This is a genomic window from Pseudomonas antarctica (genome assembly GCF_001647715.1).
Taxonomy (GTDB): domain Bacteria; phylum Pseudomonadota; class Gammaproteobacteria; order Pseudomonadales; family Pseudomonadaceae; genus Aquipseudomonas; species Aquipseudomonas antarctica_A.
Map to the genome: position 1 here is coordinate 1,739,495 of NZ_CP015600.1, position 16,357 is coordinate 1,755,851.

The 16,357-nt window shown below is 57.3% G+C and carries 17 protein-coding genes and 1 tRNA gene; 13 read left to right on the top strand and 5 right to left on the bottom strand.

Annotated elements, in window-relative coordinates; genetic code table 11:
* The first annotated feature begins 187 nt into the window (after positions 1-187).
* Positions 188-1,630: a DegQ family serine endoprotease gene (locus tag A7J50_RS07985; RefSeq protein ID WP_064451313.1), complete on the top strand. Its 1,443-nt coding sequence runs from the start codon at positions 188-190 to the stop codon at positions 1,628-1,630.
* Positions 1,631-1,704: 74 nt separating this feature from the next.
* Here A7J50_RS07985 and A7J50_RS07990 read toward each other — a convergent pair whose 3' ends face one another.
* Positions 1,705-3,138 (bottom strand): M48 family metalloprotease, encoded by a 1,434-nt coding sequence (locus A7J50_RS07990; protein WP_064451314.1) that lies wholly within the window; start codon positions 3,136-3,138, stop codon positions 1,705-1,707.
* 94 nt (positions 3,139-3,232) lie between these two features.
* Between A7J50_RS07990 and A7J50_RS07995 the strand changes: the two genes are divergently transcribed.
* Positions 3,233-3,472, top strand: a complete 240-nt coding sequence (locus A7J50_RS07995) for a sulfurtransferase TusA family protein (protein WP_064451315.1) — start codon at positions 3,233-3,235, stop codon at positions 3,470-3,472.
* Between the two features lie 30 nt (positions 3,473-3,502).
* Positions 3,503-4,573 (top strand): AI-2E family transporter, encoded by a 1,071-nt coding sequence (locus tag A7J50_RS08000; protein ID WP_064451316.1) that lies wholly within the window; start codon positions 3,503-3,505, stop codon positions 4,571-4,573.
* A 37-nt stretch (positions 4,574-4,610) separates the two neighbouring features.
* Here A7J50_RS08000 and A7J50_RS08005 read toward each other — a convergent pair whose 3' ends face one another.
* Both A7J50_RS08005 and A7J50_RS08010 read right to left on the bottom strand, forming a co-directional pair.
* A complete protein-coding gene (locus A7J50_RS08005; RefSeq protein ID WP_064451317.1) occupies positions 4,611-5,084 on the bottom strand; it encodes a peroxiredoxin in 474 nt (157 codons plus the stop codon).
* Between the two features lie 10 nt (positions 5,085-5,094).
* Positions 5,095-5,655: a glycine cleavage system protein R gene (locus A7J50_RS08010; RefSeq protein ID WP_003172487.1), complete on the bottom strand. Its 561-nt coding sequence runs from the start codon at positions 5,653-5,655 to the stop codon at positions 5,095-5,097.
* A 273-nt stretch (positions 5,656-5,928) separates the two neighbouring features.
* Between A7J50_RS08010 and dapA the strand changes: the two genes are divergently transcribed.
* From dapA to A7J50_RS08035, 5 genes are all read left to right on the top strand, one after another.
* A complete protein-coding gene (dapA, locus tag A7J50_RS08015) occupies positions 5,929-6,807 on the top strand; it encodes a 4-hydroxy-tetrahydrodipicolinate synthase (RefSeq protein ID WP_064451318.1) in 879 nt (292 codons plus the stop codon).
* A 17-nt stretch (positions 6,808-6,824) separates the two neighbouring features.
* Entirely contained in the window at positions 6,825-7,940 is a 1,116-nt protein-coding gene (gene bamC / locus A7J50_RS08020; RefSeq protein WP_064451319.1) for an outer membrane protein assembly factor BamC, read from the top strand.
* Between the two features lie 4 nt (positions 7,941-7,944).
* Positions 7,945-8,703 carry an MBL fold metallo-hydrolase gene (locus A7J50_RS08025; RefSeq protein WP_064451320.1) on the top strand — a complete coding sequence of 253 codons (759 nt, stop codon included), beginning with the start codon at positions 7,945-7,947 and terminating at the stop codon, positions 8,701-8,703.
* A gap of 27 nt (positions 8,704-8,730) precedes the next feature.
* Entirely contained in the window at positions 8,731-9,444 is a 714-nt protein-coding gene (gene purC, locus A7J50_RS08030) for a phosphoribosylaminoimidazolesuccinocarboxamide synthase (protein WP_027604309.1), read from the top strand.
* A gap of 83 nt (positions 9,445-9,527) precedes the next feature.
* Positions 9,528-9,617 (top strand) — tRNA-Ser (locus A7J50_RS08035).
* Between the two features lie 197 nt (positions 9,618-9,814).
* Here A7J50_RS08035 and A7J50_RS08040 read toward each other — a convergent pair.
* Positions 9,815-11,503: an FAD-binding protein gene (locus tag A7J50_RS08040; RefSeq protein ID WP_064451321.1), complete on the bottom strand. Its 1,689-nt coding sequence runs from the start codon at positions 11,501-11,503 to the stop codon at positions 9,815-9,817.
* Positions 11,504-11,949: 446 nt separating this feature from the next.
* Between A7J50_RS08040 and A7J50_RS08045 the strand changes: the two genes are divergently transcribed.
* Positions 11,950-13,416 (top strand): carbohydrate-binding protein, encoded by a 1,467-nt coding sequence (locus tag A7J50_RS08045; protein WP_064451322.1) that lies wholly within the window; start codon positions 11,950-11,952, stop codon positions 13,414-13,416.
* Between the two features lie 77 nt (positions 13,417-13,493).
* Here A7J50_RS08045 and A7J50_RS08050 read toward each other — a convergent pair whose 3' ends face one another.
* On the bottom strand, positions 13,494-14,720 hold the full coding sequence (locus A7J50_RS08050) for an MFS transporter (protein ID WP_064451323.1): 1,227 nt from the start codon (positions 14,718-14,720) through the stop codon (positions 13,494-13,496).
* A gap of 28 nt (positions 14,721-14,748) precedes the next feature.
* On the opposite strand from A7J50_RS08050, the gene A7J50_RS31360 reads away from it, so the two are divergent.
* The 4 genes from A7J50_RS31360 (at position 14,749) to A7J50_RS32075 (ending at position 16,348) form a co-directional block, all read left to right on the top strand.
* On the top strand, positions 14,749-15,033 hold the full coding sequence (locus tag A7J50_RS31360) for a hypothetical protein (protein WP_156526262.1): 285 nt from the start codon (positions 14,749-14,751) through the stop codon (positions 15,031-15,033).
* The gene (locus A7J50_RS08055; protein WP_064451324.1) at positions 15,002-15,256 is read left to right on the top strand and encodes a hypothetical protein; all 255 of its coding nucleotides are present in this window, start codon (positions 15,002-15,004) and stop codon (positions 15,254-15,256) included. The genes A7J50_RS31360 and A7J50_RS08055 overlap by 32 nt, the downstream gene beginning before the upstream one ends.
* 247 nt (positions 15,257-15,503) lie before the next feature.
* Positions 15,504-16,055, top strand: coding sequence for a tetratricopeptide repeat protein (locus tag A7J50_RS08060; RefSeq protein WP_208604452.1), 552 nt, complete (start codon positions 15,504-15,506; stop codon positions 16,053-16,055).
* 161 nt (positions 16,056-16,216) lie between these two features.
* Positions 16,217-16,348: a hypothetical protein gene (locus A7J50_RS32075; RefSeq protein WP_257784296.1), complete on the top strand. Its 132-nt coding sequence runs from the start codon at positions 16,217-16,219 to the stop codon at positions 16,346-16,348.
* Positions 16,349-16,357: the final 9 nt, after the last annotated feature.

Consider the following 16,357-nt stretch of genomic DNA (forward strand, 5'->3'; position numbering starts at 1 on the left):
TGGTTGGGAGCTGTGAGCATGAAATCTCTGGATCAGTATTTTCACTTGCAAAAAATCCACATGTTTTTTATAGGTCAGGGCCTGTAGGTCCTGACCTTATTTTGTTCGCGGAACAAGGAAGTCGGTCGCAGTTTTCGGCGTTTCTTGAACCCTGTCGCTCAACCCTGCTCGTCGTAACGGGAGCTGTATGTCGATACCACGTTTGAAGTCTTACCTATCCATAGTCGCCACGGTGCTGGTGCTGGGTCAGGCCGTGTCCGCGCAAGCGGCCGAGCTGCCTGATTTCACCCAACTGGTGGAGCAGGCTTCGCCTGCCGTGGTGAACATCAGCACCACGCAGAAACTGCCGGAGCGCAAAGTCTCGAACCAGCAGATGCCGGACCTTGAAGGCTTGCCGCCAATGCTGCGCGAGTTCTTCGAGCGTGGCATGCCGCAACAGCGTTCCCCGCGTGGTGGCGGTGGCGGTGGCCAGCGTGAAGCTCAGTCCCTGGGCTCGGGTTTTATCATTTCGCCTGATGGCTATATCCTCACCAACAACCATGTCATTGCCGACGCTGACGAGATCCTCGTTCGCCTGGCTGATCGCAGTGAGCTGAAAGCCAAGCTGGTCGGTACTGACCCGCGTTCTGACGTAGCCTTGCTGAAAATCGATGGTAAGGACCTGCCGGTGCTGAAACTGGGCAAATCCCAGGATCTGAAAGCCGGGCAGTGGGTGGTCGCTATCGGCTCTCCGTTTGGTTTCGACCATACCGTTACCCAGGGCATTGTCAGTGCAATCGGTCGTAGCCTGCCTAACGAAAACTACGTGCCGTTCATCCAGACCGACGTGCCGATCAACCCGGGTAACTCCGGTGGTCCGCTGTTCAACCTGGCGGGCGAAGTGGTCGGAATCAACTCGCAGATCTACACCCGCTCCGGTGGCTTCATGGGCGTGTCCTTTGCCATTCCGATCGATGTGGCCATGGACGTTTCCAACCAGCTCAAAGCCGGTGGCAAGGTCAGCCGTGGCTGGTTGGGCGTAGTAATCCAGGAAGTGAACAAAGACTTGGCTGAATCGTTCGGCCTCGACAAACCGGCCGGTGCGCTGGTCGCGCAAATCCAGGACGACGGCCCGGCTGCCAAAGGCGGTCTGCAAGTGGGCGACGTGATCCTGAGCATGAATGGTCAGCCGATCATCATGTCGGCCGACTTGCCGCATCTGGTCGGTGCCCTGAAAGCGGGCAGCAAAGCCAAGCTGGAAGTGATTCGTGATGGCAAGCGCCAGACCGTTGAACTGACCGTTGGCGCGATCCCGGAAGAGGGCGCAACCCTGGATGCTCTGGGCAACGCCAAACCGGGCGCCGAGCGCAGCAGCAATCGCCTTGGCATTGCCGTGGTTGAGCTGAGCGAGGAGCAGAAGAAGAGCTTCGACCTCAAGAGCGGTGTTGTGATCAAGGAAGTTCAGGACGGCCCAGCCGCCTTGATCGGCCTGCAGCCGGGCGACGTGATTACCCACTTGAATAACCAGGCGATCAACTCCACCAAGGAGTTCGCCGACATTGCCAAGGCGTTGCCGAAGAATCGCTCGGTGTCGATGCGCGTACTGCGTCAGGGGCGTGCAAGCTTCATCACCTTCAAGCTGACCGAGTAACTCGCCAGCCTGCATCCCAACAAAAAGCCCCGTCTTCGGTTAACGAAGGCGGGGCTTTTTTGTGGGCGATGGGTTTAGCTCATCATCCCTTTTACCAAGCGTTCTTGCTCGATCAACTCACGCTGGCGGGCATCTATTCGTGAGGACAGTGGGAAGTTGCTGCCGGCGCGGCGCTTGGCGAAGTCCAGTTGTTGAATGGCCTGCTTGAAGTCACCCACCAATGCAAAGTACTCGGCGCGGGCCTGATGCAGGCCGATGATGTTGCCGGACAGGCCACGTGTCTCGGCAACCTGGTACCACACATCCGGATCATCCGGACGTGATTTGAGTAGCCCGTCCAAGGCCTTTTCCGCATCGGCGATACGGTTCTGCTTGATCAGCAAGTCCACCCGCACCTGATTCAGCGGATAGTTGCCGGGGTACTGGGTGAGCATCCGATCAGTGCGTTGCTGGGCATCGGGCAAGCGGTTATTGGCCATATCCAACTCGATCTGCGCCAGGTTGTAGGTGATGTCGTTGGGCGCCTTGGCCAACAATGGCTGCAAGCTTTCCCGTGCCTCTTTGTACTGAGTGCCTTTGATCTGGGCTATTGCCAGGCCATAACGCGCCACATCGTTTTTCGGGTTCTCGTCCAGCTGCGCCTGGAAGCGCTTGGCGGCGAGGCCCGGGGTGTCTTCGTATTGCAACTGCACCCGTGCGCGAATCAGCTGATAGCGCAAACTGTCTTCCGTGCCGCCGGGTTTGGCTTGCTCGGCGCGGTTGCGGGTGTCGGCGATCCGCGACTCGGTCACCGGGTGCGTCAGCAGGAATTCCGGCGGCTTGGCGTCGAAACGGTATTGGCGCATCAGGCGTTCAAACATGGTGGGCATGGAGCGCGGGTCGTAACCGGCTTTTTCCAGGTTGAGAATGCCGATACGGTCAGCTTCCTGCTCGTTCTGGCGGGAGAACCGGCGCTGCTCCTGGATGGCCGCCGCCTGGCTGCCGGCAATCGCGGCAATCCCCGCATCGCCCGCACCCGCTGCGGCAGCGATAATCCCGCCGAGCAAAGCCGCCATCATCGGTAGCTGCATGCGCGACTGAGCTTCCACGCCACGGGCAAAGTGGCGTTGGGACAAGTGAGCCAATTCGTGGGCGAGCACCGAGGCATATTCACCTTCGGTCTGGGCATTGAGGAACAGGCCGCCGTTGACCCCGACAATCCCGCCTGGCGCAGCAAAGGCGTTGAGTTGCGGGCTGTTGATCAGGATGAACTCCAGGCGTCGGTCATTGACCTGGCTGGTTTCCACCAGCTTGTACACGCTGGTTTCGACGTAATCCTTGAGTTGTGGATCATTGAGCTGCGAGACCTGGCCCCGCAGGTAGGCAAGCCAGGCACGGCCCAGTTGGAATTCCTGTTGCGGAGAGACAATGGCAGAACTGGCGTCGCCAAGTGACGGCAGGTCGTCAGCGAAGCCCGGAGAGGCCAGCAGGCAGGCCAGCGTCAGCAGGGTAGGGCGCAAAAAAGTCATGCACAGAGCCTTTCGACAAAGAGCTTACTGTAGCCGGACACTGAGCTTCGGACCAGATATTCTAAGCACCCCAATCGCCTGTCCGGAGTAAACCATGACCGACGCTGTAGCCTTTGATGCCGAACTCGATGCCAGTGGCCTCAATTGCCCGTTGCCTTTGCTCAAAGCCAAGTTGGAACTCAATCGGTTGGCCAGCGGTGCAGTGCTTAAGGTCATCGCCACAGACGCTGGCTCCCAGCGCGATTTCCGGACCTTCGCGAGGTTGGCCGGGCATACTCTATTGCACGAAGAAGACGCCGCCGGTGTGTATCGTTACTGGTTGCGCAAGGCCTGAGCCGTTTGCCCCTTCACCCGAGGTTGATTGATGTTCAAAGTGTTACGAGACTGGATTCAGCGCTACTTCTCCGACGAAGAAGCCGTGGTGCTGGCGGTCCTGCTGTTCCTGGCCTTCACGGCCGTGCTCACCTTGGGCGGCATGCTCGCGCCAGTGCTGGCAGGGATGGTGCTGGCTTACCTGATGCAGGGCCTGGTCACTACCCTGGAGCGGTTGCGCTTGCCGGGCGGCGTTGCGGTGGGCCTGGTGTTCGCCTTGTTCATGGGGTTGCTGGTGGTGTTTATCGTGGTGGTCTTGCCATTGCTGTGGCATCAGTTGATCACCCTGTTCAACGAGTTGCCGGGGATGCTTGCCAAGTGGCAGTCACTGCTGCTCTTGTTGCCGGAACGCTACCCGCACCTGGTGTCGGATGAGCAAGTGCTGCAAGCCATCGAAGTGGCGCGTGGCGAGATCGGAAAATTCGGGCAGTGGGCGCTGACGTTTTCCCTGTCCAGCCTGCCGCTGCTGGTCAACATCATGATCTACCTGGTGCTGGTACCGATCCTGGTGTTTTTCTTCCTCAAGGACCGCGCGATGATCGGCCGCTGGGTCAGCGGTTACCTGCCGCGTGAACGCGCGCTCATTACCCGCGTGGCCGAAGAGATGAACCGGCAGATCGCCAACTACATTCGCGGCAAAGTGATTGAGATTGTTATCTGTGGAGGCGTCACCTACATCGCATTTGTCGCGCTCGGGCTGAACTATGCGGCGCTGCTGGCGTTGCTGGTGGGCGTGTCGGTGGTGGTGCCGTATGTCGGCGCGGTGGTGGTGACGGTGCCGGTGATGTTGATCGCATTGTTTCAGTGGGGCTGGAGTGACCAGTTCATCTACCTGATGGCGGTGTACGGCATTATCCAGACCCTGGATGGCAACGTACTGGTACCGCTGCTGTTTTCCGAGGCCGTCAACCTGCACCCGGTGGCGATCATCTGTGCAGTGTTGTTGTTTGGTGGGTTGTGGGGATTCTGGGGCGTATTCTTCGCGATTCCCCTGGCGACGTTGTTCAAAGCCGTGCTGGATGCCTGGCCACGAAAAGAACCGGTGGTTGCGCCTTTGTTGTAACGGTTGGGGCGAACACCCAGTGTTCGCCCCTCACGCGTCAGGCCTTGTCCAGGGCCTGTGCCGCCGCCAAAACGGCGTCCACATGGCCCGGCACTTTCACGCCGCGCCATTCCTGACGCAGCACGCCCTCCTTGTCGATCAGGAAAGTGCTGCGATCAACCCCCAGGTATTCCTTGCCATACAGCTTCTTCAGCTTGATCACATCAAACAACTGGCAAACCGCTTCGTCCTTGTCACTGATCAGCTCAAAGGGAAACGCCTGCTTGCTCTTGAAGTTCTCGTGGGATTTCACGCTGTCACGCGACACGCCAAACACTTCGGTGTTGGCGGCCTTGAACGCCGCGTACTGGTCACGGAAACCCTGGCCTTCAGTGGTGCAGCCCGGGGTGCTGTCCTTCGGATAGAAGTAGATCACCACCTGCTTGCCCTTGAGTGCAGCGAGGCTGAAGGTCTGGCCGCTGGTGGCCTGGGCTTCGAAATCGGCCACGGGTTTGTCGATGGCTACCGGCATGAGTTCTTCCTTACATTGGGTTTTGTGGGCGCCACGGCTCGATCAGCGCATCGAGGTTCAGGGCATCGGCGAAATCCAGGAACTGGTCGCGCAGCCAGCTGATCTGCACGCCGGCCGGCAAGGTCACGGTGAACGTTGCGTTGAGCATGGTGCCGCCGGTTTGTGGCGCCTGGTAAGTGTCGCAGGTCAGGTTTTCCAGCTCGACGTTATGGTCGATGAAGAACTGGCACAGCTCGTTGACGATGTCCGAGCGGTAGGCCGAGCTGACGTACGCTACATAAGGCAGGGCTTGTGGGCGGTTTTCCAACGCCGCACTGCGCACCACGTTGACCGTGAAGTCGTGCTTCTTCGCCAAGCCCGGCAGGCCGGTTTCCAGACGCGCCAGGGCATCCCAGGTGCCGGAAATCTGCAGCACCAACGCACTGCACTCGCCATGGCGGGTCAGGCGGGAGGTCACAACGGCGCAGCGGTTTTCATGGCTGGCGCGGCACAGGACGTTGGTCAGCTCCATGGGGTTGGCGCCGAGGGCACTGATAACAAGGAATTGTTCGCGAACTGTGGGGGTGGACATGCAGCCTTCCTAAAACGATGAGCGGTCGATACGGTGAGGGCTGTATCGATCAAAGCATGAAGGGTAGCGAAAAGCGTCGCCAAGGGATAGGAGGTGGCGTTTTCATTGCGTGATCGGTCTGATTTCAGCGTGCTTCAAGCAACGCTTCGGCTCAATGATGGCATTGCCCGTCGTTTAGTTGATCCAGAACGCATCCTCAGGCGGTACTTCGCTTGTACAAGCATCTTGGCGCCAGTACCATTACGGCTCTCTTTTTCCGGCAGGAGCGGTTGCATGATTGCGGGCAGTATGGTGGCACTGGTCACACCCATGGATGCACAAGGTCATCTCGACTGGGATAGCCTGGGCAAACTGGTGGACTTCCACCTGCAAGAGGGCACCAACGCCATTGTGGCGGTCGGCACCACAGGTGAATCGGCCACCCTTGATGTGGAAGAACACATTCAGGTGATCGAATTCGTGGTCAAGCGCGTCGCGGGTCGTATCGCCGTGATCGCCGGTACGGGCGCCAACTCGACGCGTGAAGCGATCGAGCTGACCAAAAACGCCAAGAAAGCCGGCGCCGATGCTTGCCTGCTGGTGACCCCGTACTACAACAAGCCGACCCAGGAAGGCCTGTACCAGCACTTCCGCACCATTGCCGAAGCCGTTGATATCCCGCAGATCCTTTACAACGTGCCCGGCCGCACTGCCTGCGACATGAAGGCCGAGACCGTGATTCGCCTGTCCACCGTACCGAACATCATCGGTATCAAGGAAGCCACCGGCGACCTGCAACGCGCCAAGGACATCCTGGCCGGCGTGAGCAGCGACTTCCTGGTGTATTCCGGTGACGACGCCACGGCGGTCGAACTGATCTTGCTGGGTGGCAAAGGCAACATCTCGGTGACCGCCAACGTTGCCCCGCGTGCCATGAGCGACATGTGCGCCGCTGCCATCGCCGGTGACGCCGTGAAAGCGCGTGCGATCCACGAGCAACTGATGCCGCTCAACAAGACACTCTTTATCGAATCCAACCCTATTCCCGTGAAATGGGCGCTGTTTGAGATGGGCTTGATGCCGGACGGTATCCGTCTGCCGCTCACCCGGCTCAGCGAAGCCTGTCACGAACCGCTGCGACAGGCCCTGCGCCAGTCCGGCGTCCTGGTTTAATTGAGGAAGCACTACGCATGAAGCGATTGGCCGGACTTTCCGCACTTGCCTTGATTATCTCCAGCACCAGCGGCTGCGGTTGGATTTGGGGCCCGGATGGTTACTTCCGTGACCGCGGTAGCGATTACCTGGAAGCACAAGCAACCAAACCGATGCAACTGCCGCCCGACGTCAATGTCGCCAAGCGCCTTGACCCGTTGCTGCCGATCCCGCGCAACGTCGCCGACGACACCACCAAGGGTGAGTACGTGGTGCCGCGTCCACAGCCGATCTCGGCCGTGGCTGACGCCAGTGACTACAGCCTGCAGAAGAGCGGCGACAACCGCTGGATCATCGCTCAGCGCCCACCTGCCGAAGTCTGGCCGGTGGCGGTGCAGTTTTTCCAGGACAACGGTTTCCGCATTGATCAGCAGCGTCCGCAGACCGGTGAGTTCACCACGGCGTGGCAGCACGGCAGCGAACTGTCCGCCAACATGGCCAAGCGCCTGCAGGCCGGTGGTGTAGCCGCCGACAGCGAAGCCCGTGTGCGTGTGCGTATCGAGCCAGGCGTGCAACGCAATACCAGTGAAGTCTACGTGGTCAGCGCCGAGCGTCCTGCCGGCAGCACTGCCAACGTCGATTTCACCCCGCGTTCGGTCAACATGGGCGTTGACGCCGCGCTGGTCGACGAGATGCTGGCCAGCATGAGCCGTATCTCCGAGAAGGGTGGTTCAGTCTCCCTGCTCGCCGCCGGTAACTTCGACACGCCTAACCGCGTCAGCCTCACCGAAGACGGCAGCGGCAACGTGGTGCTGACCCTGGGTGAAGACCTCGACCGCGCCTGGGCCAGTGTTGGCCGTGCGTTGGAGCAAGGTCCTTGGCGCGTTGAAGACATCAACCGCAGCCTGGGCCTGTACTACATCAACGTGGCTGAAAAGGCCGAGAAGAAAGACGACGAGCCAGGCTTCTTCGGCAAGTTGTTCGGCAGCAAGCCGACCAAGGAAGAGATCGAAACCCGCGCCGAGCGTTACCAGGTTCGTCTGAGCAAGGTTGGCGAGAGCGTGCAAGTCACTGTCGAGAAGAACATCAACACCGTTGCGCCTGCTGAAACAGCACGCAAAGTGTTGGGCGTGATTCAGGACAACCTGGGCTGATCCGATGCGCTTTGCCGTTCTCGGCAGCGGTAGCCAAGGGAACGGCACGCTGGTCGCTCATGACGACACGTACGTGCTGGTGGATTGTGGTTTCTCCCTGCGGGAAACCGAGCGGCGCCTGCTGCGCCTGGGGGTAAACCCTGCGCAGCTGAGCGCGATTCTGGTGACCCACGAACATGCCGACCACGTGCATGGCGTGGGTTTGCTGTCTCGGCGCTACAATCTTCCGGTGTACCTGAGTCGCGGCACCTTGCGCGGGATGCGCAAACCCATAGAACCCGCAGGTTTCCTGGCCGGTGGCGAGACGCTGCAGATTGGTGCGTTGAGCATCAATGTGGTTGCCGTAGCGCACGACGCCCAGGAGCCGACGCAGTACGTATTCAGTGACGGTGAGCGGCGTTTCGGCGTGCTCACCGACCTGGGTTCCTACTGCTCAAAGGTACTGGACGGTTACCGTGATCTCGATGCGTTGATGATCGAGTCCAACCACTGCCGAGACCTGCTGGCACGTGGTCATTACCCGTACTTTCTCAAGCAACGGGTGGGCGGCGAGCTGGGACATTTGAACAACCACCAGGCGGCGTACCTGGTGTATGAGTTGGGCTGGCAAGACTTGCAACACCTGGTCCTGGCCCACCTGAGCAGCAAGAACAACCTGCCGCAGCTGGCCCGGCAATGTTTTGTCGACACCCTAGGGTGCGATCCGGACTGGCTGCAACTGGCCGATCAAGATTCAGGGCTCGACTGGCGACACATCGCCTAGCCCACCATTTAGCAAGCGGAGCCCATCATGGAAAAACGTGAAGAACTCTACCGCGGCAAAGCCAAATCGGTGTACAAGACCGACGACGCCAACCGCCTGATCCTGCTGTTTCGTAACGACACCTCGGCGTTCGACGGCAAGCGCATCGAACAACTTGATCGCAAAGGCATGGTGAACAACAAGTTCAACGCCTTCATCATGCAGAAACTCGAAGCGGCCGGCATTCCGACCCAATTCGACAAACTGCTGGGCGACAACGAGTGCCTGGTGAAGAAGCTGGACATGATCCCGGTCGAATGCGTCGTGCGTAACTACGCCGCCGGCAGCCTGGTCAAGCGCCTGGGCGTGGAAGAGGGCCTCAAGCTCAACCCTTATACCTTCGAGCTGTTCCTGAAGGACGACGCCAAGGGCGACCCGTTCATCAACGAATCCCACGTCGTGGCGTTCGGCTGGGGCACCGCTGAGCAGCTGGCACGCATGAAGGAGTTGTCCCTCAAGGTCAACGACGTGCTGAGCAAGCTGTTCGACGACGCAGGCCTGCTGCTGGTCGACTTCAAACTGGAATTCGGCGTGTTCCACGACGGCTCCATCGTCCTGGGCGACGAATTCAGCCCGGACGGCTGCCGTCTGTGGGACAAAGACACCAAGAAGAAGATGGACAAAGACCGCTTCCGCCAGGGCCTCGGTGACGTTATCGAAGCCTACGAAGAAGTCGCCAAGCGCCTCGGCGTACCGCTTTAATCGACGCAAGCATCTGATAGAACGGAAAAAAATCGCTTTTGGGGTTTGCTTCCGCGAAACACACTGTTATGATGCGCGCCGTTGGAGAGATGCCAGAGTGGCCGAATGGGACGGATTCGAAATCCGTTGTACCTTCACCGGTACCTAGGGTTCGAATCCCTATCTCTCCGCCATTACATAGAAAAAGCCCCGTCGCTGAATAAGCGACGGGGCTTTTTTGTTTTCAGATGTTCGTACTTGTTTCTACCACTCCTGCCTCCCTGTTTTCTTGCGTAAGCCGCATTTCAGTCGTTCTCTGGGAGCGCAGCCCTGTTGGAGTGGGCCTGCAGAAGCGGCTGCTTAATCTGGTGTTTATGCCTGTCGGCAGCCTTCACCGCCTTTGACTGTCTCTTGTTAGCGGTATCGACATTTGGTGCCTGAAAAGGTTGTTAGGGTCTACCTGGTTTTTCAGGGAAATCAACTCATCTACCAATCCCGAGTCTCCATAGTAAAGTTCCAGCCAACTGTCATCAGGCCTGCCGTTTACCACTAGCATGTCGACATCCGGATAGTTGATGTAGCAGCCTTCATATCGCCCCTCGACGCCCGGTCGCTGATTGGGTTGACTGGCGTGGACGTCTTCGTAGATTTTATTGATCCATGCGAGTTGAATAGGGTCTTGAGCGGGGTCAGTCCAGTAGGTTTGATATTGAGACTTTAATATTGATTTGCGCTGTGGAACAGCCGTGTTTCCTTGGCCCAGGCTATTGATTCTCCCACCATAAGAATCAATTTGGACAAGGGATTGGCTGAATGTCCCATGTTGCGAAGGGGTGCTCAGATTATTATAAAAAGCATCGCATTCTTCGTCGGTAAAGGTATCCACTTGGTAGGCAGACTTATATTTTCCTCTTTGATTATTTCCTGATCCATTAATCATCTGGGTGATATAGAACCAATCCATTAGCAGCCCAGGCGACGCTTGGCTGATAGCTCTGCCAGCCATGCTATGCGGTCTTGGCGCGATGTTGGGTAATACGAAACCGTCGTAGAACTTTCCGTGGCCCGGTGCGGCACTGTTTATAGCCGAGAGAAAATCGTTAAAGGGAGCATCTCGCTCATGATCGCCCACCAGGCCATCGCATCCCGTGTATTGGATGGCAAGAATGATTTTGGGGTTGGCGTCGATGTGATTCAGTTTCAGCAGGCTGAATAGACCACCGTTGGCTTTTGATAAAATAGGCGAGGTTGCATCTGAATCGTTTTTGGCGAACCAGTCGTGATAGCCACGCAAAAATGTTCTAAAACTAATGGTGTCAAAGTCAGACCAGTCCCAGGAGAGCGTTGTCCAATACGCTTTTTGTGGCGCCTCGGGCAGGTCGTTGAAGTAGTAACGAATAATGATGCCGAAATTTCCGCCACCGGCTCCGCAGCAAGCCTTGAAAAGTTCTCGATGCAGCTTGAGATTTGAATGGGGGGTGACATGGACGGGGACTAACGATCTGCTGCTATTGGCGGGGTCCGGAATCAGGATGTCCACGCCGGTTACCCAGTCGACCGTCAACCCCTGAAGGCGCGACAGTAAACCGTAGCCCCCGCCGCTGATGTGGCCTCCGAGCCCCACGGAGTAACACGAACCGCCAGGTATCGTCTTGCCGCTCTGTTTGTACATTGCCACATAACCATCCCAGTTCTGGCTACCTGTGAAAGCAGCGTATTGGTAATGGGTGGGGGTATGACTGTCATGTTTATAGAGCGGTTGAATATTGCCATCCGTATCATGAGAAAAACCTTTAAGTTCGCCCACGTCAATAATGGCTAGATTTTCGTTGTTTAATTGGTTCGACACGAAGCCTTCATAGCAATGTGCTCCGCTCCTTACGGTGATCCGAAAGCCTTGTGAGAGGGCTTCATTCGCAGCGTCCAGTACTTCTTCTGGTGTTTTGCACACGTAGATTCGTTTCGCTCCCGTTCCGGCACTTGGCGGCCAACGGAGATTGAACCCTTTCTGTAAGGTTGAAAATGTCTTGTTGTCTTCCGTTATTGTAATAAAACTCGAGTTGCCTGTTGGGGTACTCATATTTGTGCGCCTCCTTGCAAAAAATATGTGCCCTGCGCTGCGCAAGTGTCCTGACTGTTAGTGCTCAATCAGAATGTAAGTGCGTGTTTCACTAGGCGTATCTCACCTTAGTCTATATTTTCACGCTGTCCATGCTTCTTGCTAAAGCGCTTAGCCTGATATTTTTAGGTGGGTATCCGAAAGGTTATCGGTTGCTAATCGTCATACACGACTGTTTCGCCCGTGTGCTTGGCGGTAGAGAAGGGTGAGGTGTGTGTCGGTCGGCGTTCGCCGCCTTGTGTTTTCTTCTTTTGTCGTCGAATTTATTTTTTATGATGGGCAATCTAAAAGCTTGCGCTAGCCTTAGGGGCTCACTCTAGCGTGAGGCGCCAATTCATCAAAGAGATGAGGTGTCAATAATCTCGGGCCATGTACGGCTCCTAGTATCGTTCTGAAGGAATAGAACAATGTCTAAGATTGATTTTTCATTACTGAAGTCAACCATAAATGATTCAGCTTCTTTGATGCCTGACATCGCCAATAAAAAAATCCTGATGGGCTTTTGGCATAACTGGCCAGCGGGCCACAGTGACGGTTATCAAGGTGGGCATTTCGCTAATCTAGAACTGGTGGATATACCCAAGGACTACAACGTTGTTGCCGTGGCTTTTATGAAAGGCCAGGGCATTCCTACGTTCAAACCCTATAACCTCTCCGACGACGAGTTTCGCCGCCAGGTGGGCGTGCTGAACAGTCAGGGCAGGGCTGTCTTGATCTCGTTGGGCGGTGCCGATGCTCATATCGAGTTGCACAAAGGGGATGAACAGCCTCTGGCCAATGAGATCATCCGCTTGGTTGAAACATACGGCTTCGATGGGTTGGATATCGACCTTGAGCAAAGTGCCATTGATTTCGCTGACAACAAGACGGTGCTGCCGACAGCCTTGAAACTGGTCAAGGATCACTACAAGGGTGAGGGCAAGCATTTTATTATCAGTATGGCGCCTGAGTTTCCCTATCTCCGGGCGGGCGGCAAGTACGTTGATTACATTCAGGCGCTCGAGGGCTACTACGATTTCATTGCGCCTCAATACTACAACCAAGGTGGCGATGGGATCTGGGTTCAAGAATTCAATAACGGTCAGGGGGTCTGGATTGCGCAGAACAATGATGCGATGAAGGAGGACTTTCTTTACTACCTGACCGAGAGCCTGGTCACCGGCACTCGGGACTACATCGCCATCCCCGTGGACAAGTTCGTCATTGGCTTACCGACCAACATTGACGCTGCGGCGACAGGCTATGTCATTGAGCCTGCTGCGGTGGTTAATGCGTTTAAACGTCTCGATGCTGCGGGCCATTCCATCAAAGGACTGATGACCTGGTCGATCAACTGGGACAATGGCGTCAGCAGGGACAATGTTCCCTACGATTGGGAGTTCTACAATCGCTATGCCCCGTTGATTCACGGTGATACAGGTATCGGCGACCGGCCAACGGCTCCCGCCAATTTGTCCTATAAGGACGTGACTGAAACCCGCGTGACCTTGAGTTGGGGGGCCGCAGCGGGCCCTCGTCCAATTCAAACATACACGCTGTACCGCAACGTGACCCCCATAGGTCAGACGGCGAACTTGACGCGGGAAGACTCGGGTCTAACCCCGAACACGCAGTACAGTTACTTTGTTACGGCAACCGACTCTTTGGGAAAAGAGTCGCTTCCCAGCATGAGCCTGAGCGTTAGAACCGCCGGAGACGTAACCGACCCCGAGTATCCCGAATGGCAATTGGACCATCGGTATCGCAAGGGGGATGGCGTGACTTACGAGGGCAACAGGTACTTGTGCCTGCAAGAGCACGCATCAAACTCAGGCTGGACACCACCCGTCGCCTTTACCCTGTGGTCGAAGGTCGCAATCAAACGGCGAGCTTAGAGCGGTAGGAAAAGCCCGGCAGAAGTGCCGGGCTTTTCTTTGCCTTCGAGTAGGGCTTTTTCGTTTCTGTCGTCTGGTTAGCCAGGCTGGGCCACCAAGCTATTGCTCACATTACGCCCGAGCACCAGCACCGTTACAAAGCCACAGCCCACCAACGCTGTCGCCAGGCTCAACAACACCGCGCTACCCATTTGATCGACAATTTGGCCGCCGAAGAACGACCCCAAAGCGATGATCACCTGGAACAAGGCAACGAACAGTGGCATGCCGCGTTCGACGTCCTTGGGGGCGACGACAAACATCCAAATACTGGCGCAAGCCGGGAAGGCGCCGAAGGCGAAGCCCCAGAGTGCGATCAGCATTGCGGCGCCGGTCATGCCGGTGGCGAAGTAGGGAAACAGGGCGGTGCTGGTGCCGATCATCAGTGCGACCAGCAGCAGGGTGTGACGCACGCTGCGGTTGGCGGCGAAACCGGCAAAGACATTGCCCATCACCCCGGCCACGCCGTAGAGCAGTAGCAGTGAGCCAATTGTCGGGCCGTCGAAGCCGGAACTGTTTTTGAAGAAGGGCGCAACATAGGTATATGCAGCAAAGTGCGCCAGGCCGATCAGCAAGACAGCGATCAAGCCGACCCGTGCTTGCGGGTTGATAAACAAGGCTGGCAGATCACGGATCTGAATAGCCTTTTCCGGGGTGAGTCGCGGTAGCAGGAATACCTGCGCCAGCAGCACCGGTACGCCCACGATTGCGGTGACCAGAAAGGTCATGCGCCAGCCCATCAGGCCACTCAGCCACGTACCCACGGGCACGCCCAGTACCGTGGCCAGGGTCACCCCCATCATGATGATTGAGGTCGCCTTCGCTACGCCAACGCCCTTGGGGGCCAGGCGGCCGCTGAGGGCGATGGCCGTTGCCCAGAAACCACCGATGCTGATACCCAGCAGCACGCGGCCGAACAGCAGCAGGTTGAAGTCGCTGGCGTAGGCCACGACCGTGTTGGCGATGATCATGATCAGTGTCAGGCCAATCAGCAGGTAACGCCGGTCCATGGCGCCAATGCTCACCGACAGCAAAGGCGCAGCGAGGGCGGCCATGATGCCGGGCAGGGTGACCATCAGGCCGGCATGACCGGCACTGATGCCGAGGTCGCTGGCGACGTCGTTGAGTACGCCCACGGGCAGAAACTCACTGGTCACCAGGGCGAAGGCACCCACGGCAACCGAGAGAATCGCCAGCCACTGCTGTTTGACACTCTGTTGATTATGTTCAGGGCGGCCGCTGGAGGCCTGGCTGACGCTTGGCATGGTGTTGGGTTCCATAGGGGAATGTCGCTTGAAATCAAGCGATGCACGGGCAGGAAAAGTGGAGGCGATTATAGGAATTGGTTTTGCTAATCACACAGGCGATCGTTTCGATAATAACCATCAGTGCAATCGATTCGACGCCCTACGGGACGATTGCGCTTTTCGTACCGGTTTCTCCAATGTTGCCTACAAACAGCGCGTTGCGGCTCTCACGGTAACTGCCTATCTTGATTTTGAGGCATTTTCAGGTAGAAAATCCCACACCGCAAAGGACATGCAGCATGAGCAAAAACATCAAAAGAACCTCCGATAACATGGCCAGTCTGGCCGCGGAAACGCTCAGCAACCCCAATTCCTCAGCCATTGCCAAAAGCCTTGCTGCTTCAGCGTTGGCTCAGAGCGGTACCGATAAGCAGACGAGTGCAGAGATGGAGGAGAAAGCCGGGAAGGCGCTTCAAAGCGATAAATACAGCGACGCTACAAAATCCCTTGCTGCCTCGGTTCTCTCCCAAGCCAATAAAGAACGGGGAAACTGAATTACACGCTCCGCCATTACCTGAAAAAGCCCCGTAGCCAAATAAGCTATGGGGCTTTTTCGTAGCCGGGTGTCCCGGTTTTCTCGGCGGGCTCGCCTCTATTATTTGCGTCTCAGTGAATGGCGTCCGGCTGCTCGGCGCGAATCGCCCAAGGGCCGGCAGTCACCCGAGGCTTAACCTGCTGATGGAAAGGGCGCATTGTGCTATCTGCTGCTGTACTTCCCTATCGTTACGGAGCATGACCACCATGAAGATCCGCCACGAACACGCCGTTGGATACCGCACTGCACTTTTATTCGGGGCTTGCCTGTGCGCAGCTTTGCTCGCAGGCCAAGCCTATGCCTCCGGTGATGAGTCGGCACCGCCCAAGCCCAACTGCCCCAAAGGCCAGGTCTGGGACACCAAGACCGGAAAATGCGTGCTGCAAACCAGCAAAGCCACCTCAGACACCGACCGTACCGACTATGCCTACCGCCTGGCGAAAGATGGGCGCTATGACGAGGCGCTGGCCTTGCTTGATACCCTGCAAAACCCGAACACCGCCAAGGCCCTCAACTACCGCGGCTACGCCACGCGCAAACTGGGGCGTACCGATGAAGGCATCAGTTATTACCTGAAGTCGGTCGCGCTCGACCCCAACTACGCCCAGGTTCGCGAGTACTTGGGTGAGGCCTACGTGATCAAGGGCCGCGTCGACTTGGCGCAAGAGCAATTGGTGAAAATCAAAGCCTTGTGCAGCACCACCTGCGAAGAGTACGAAGACCTGGCCGAAGCCATTGCTGCCGCGCCACAGGCTTGAAACATATGAGTGAACCCGCAGGGTACAGCCATCACCCGTGATGGCTGTATTTCGTCGCGACTAGAGCGTGTTGTTCTGACAACAGCCCCCGGCTGAGGACTGCGTAATGGCGGTATGATATCCTTGTGCCATCACGCATTGTGATCGTCACGGAGGATGTTATGAAGACGTTGTCGTTGGTAGGGTTGCTGGTGGTACTGGCCGTTAGCCCGATGTTCGCGGTGGCGTGCCCGAAAGGCACGCATCCGGTGGGTGGCACTGGGTCGCACCACAAGGGTGGGACTTGCCAGTAGCCATTGTTT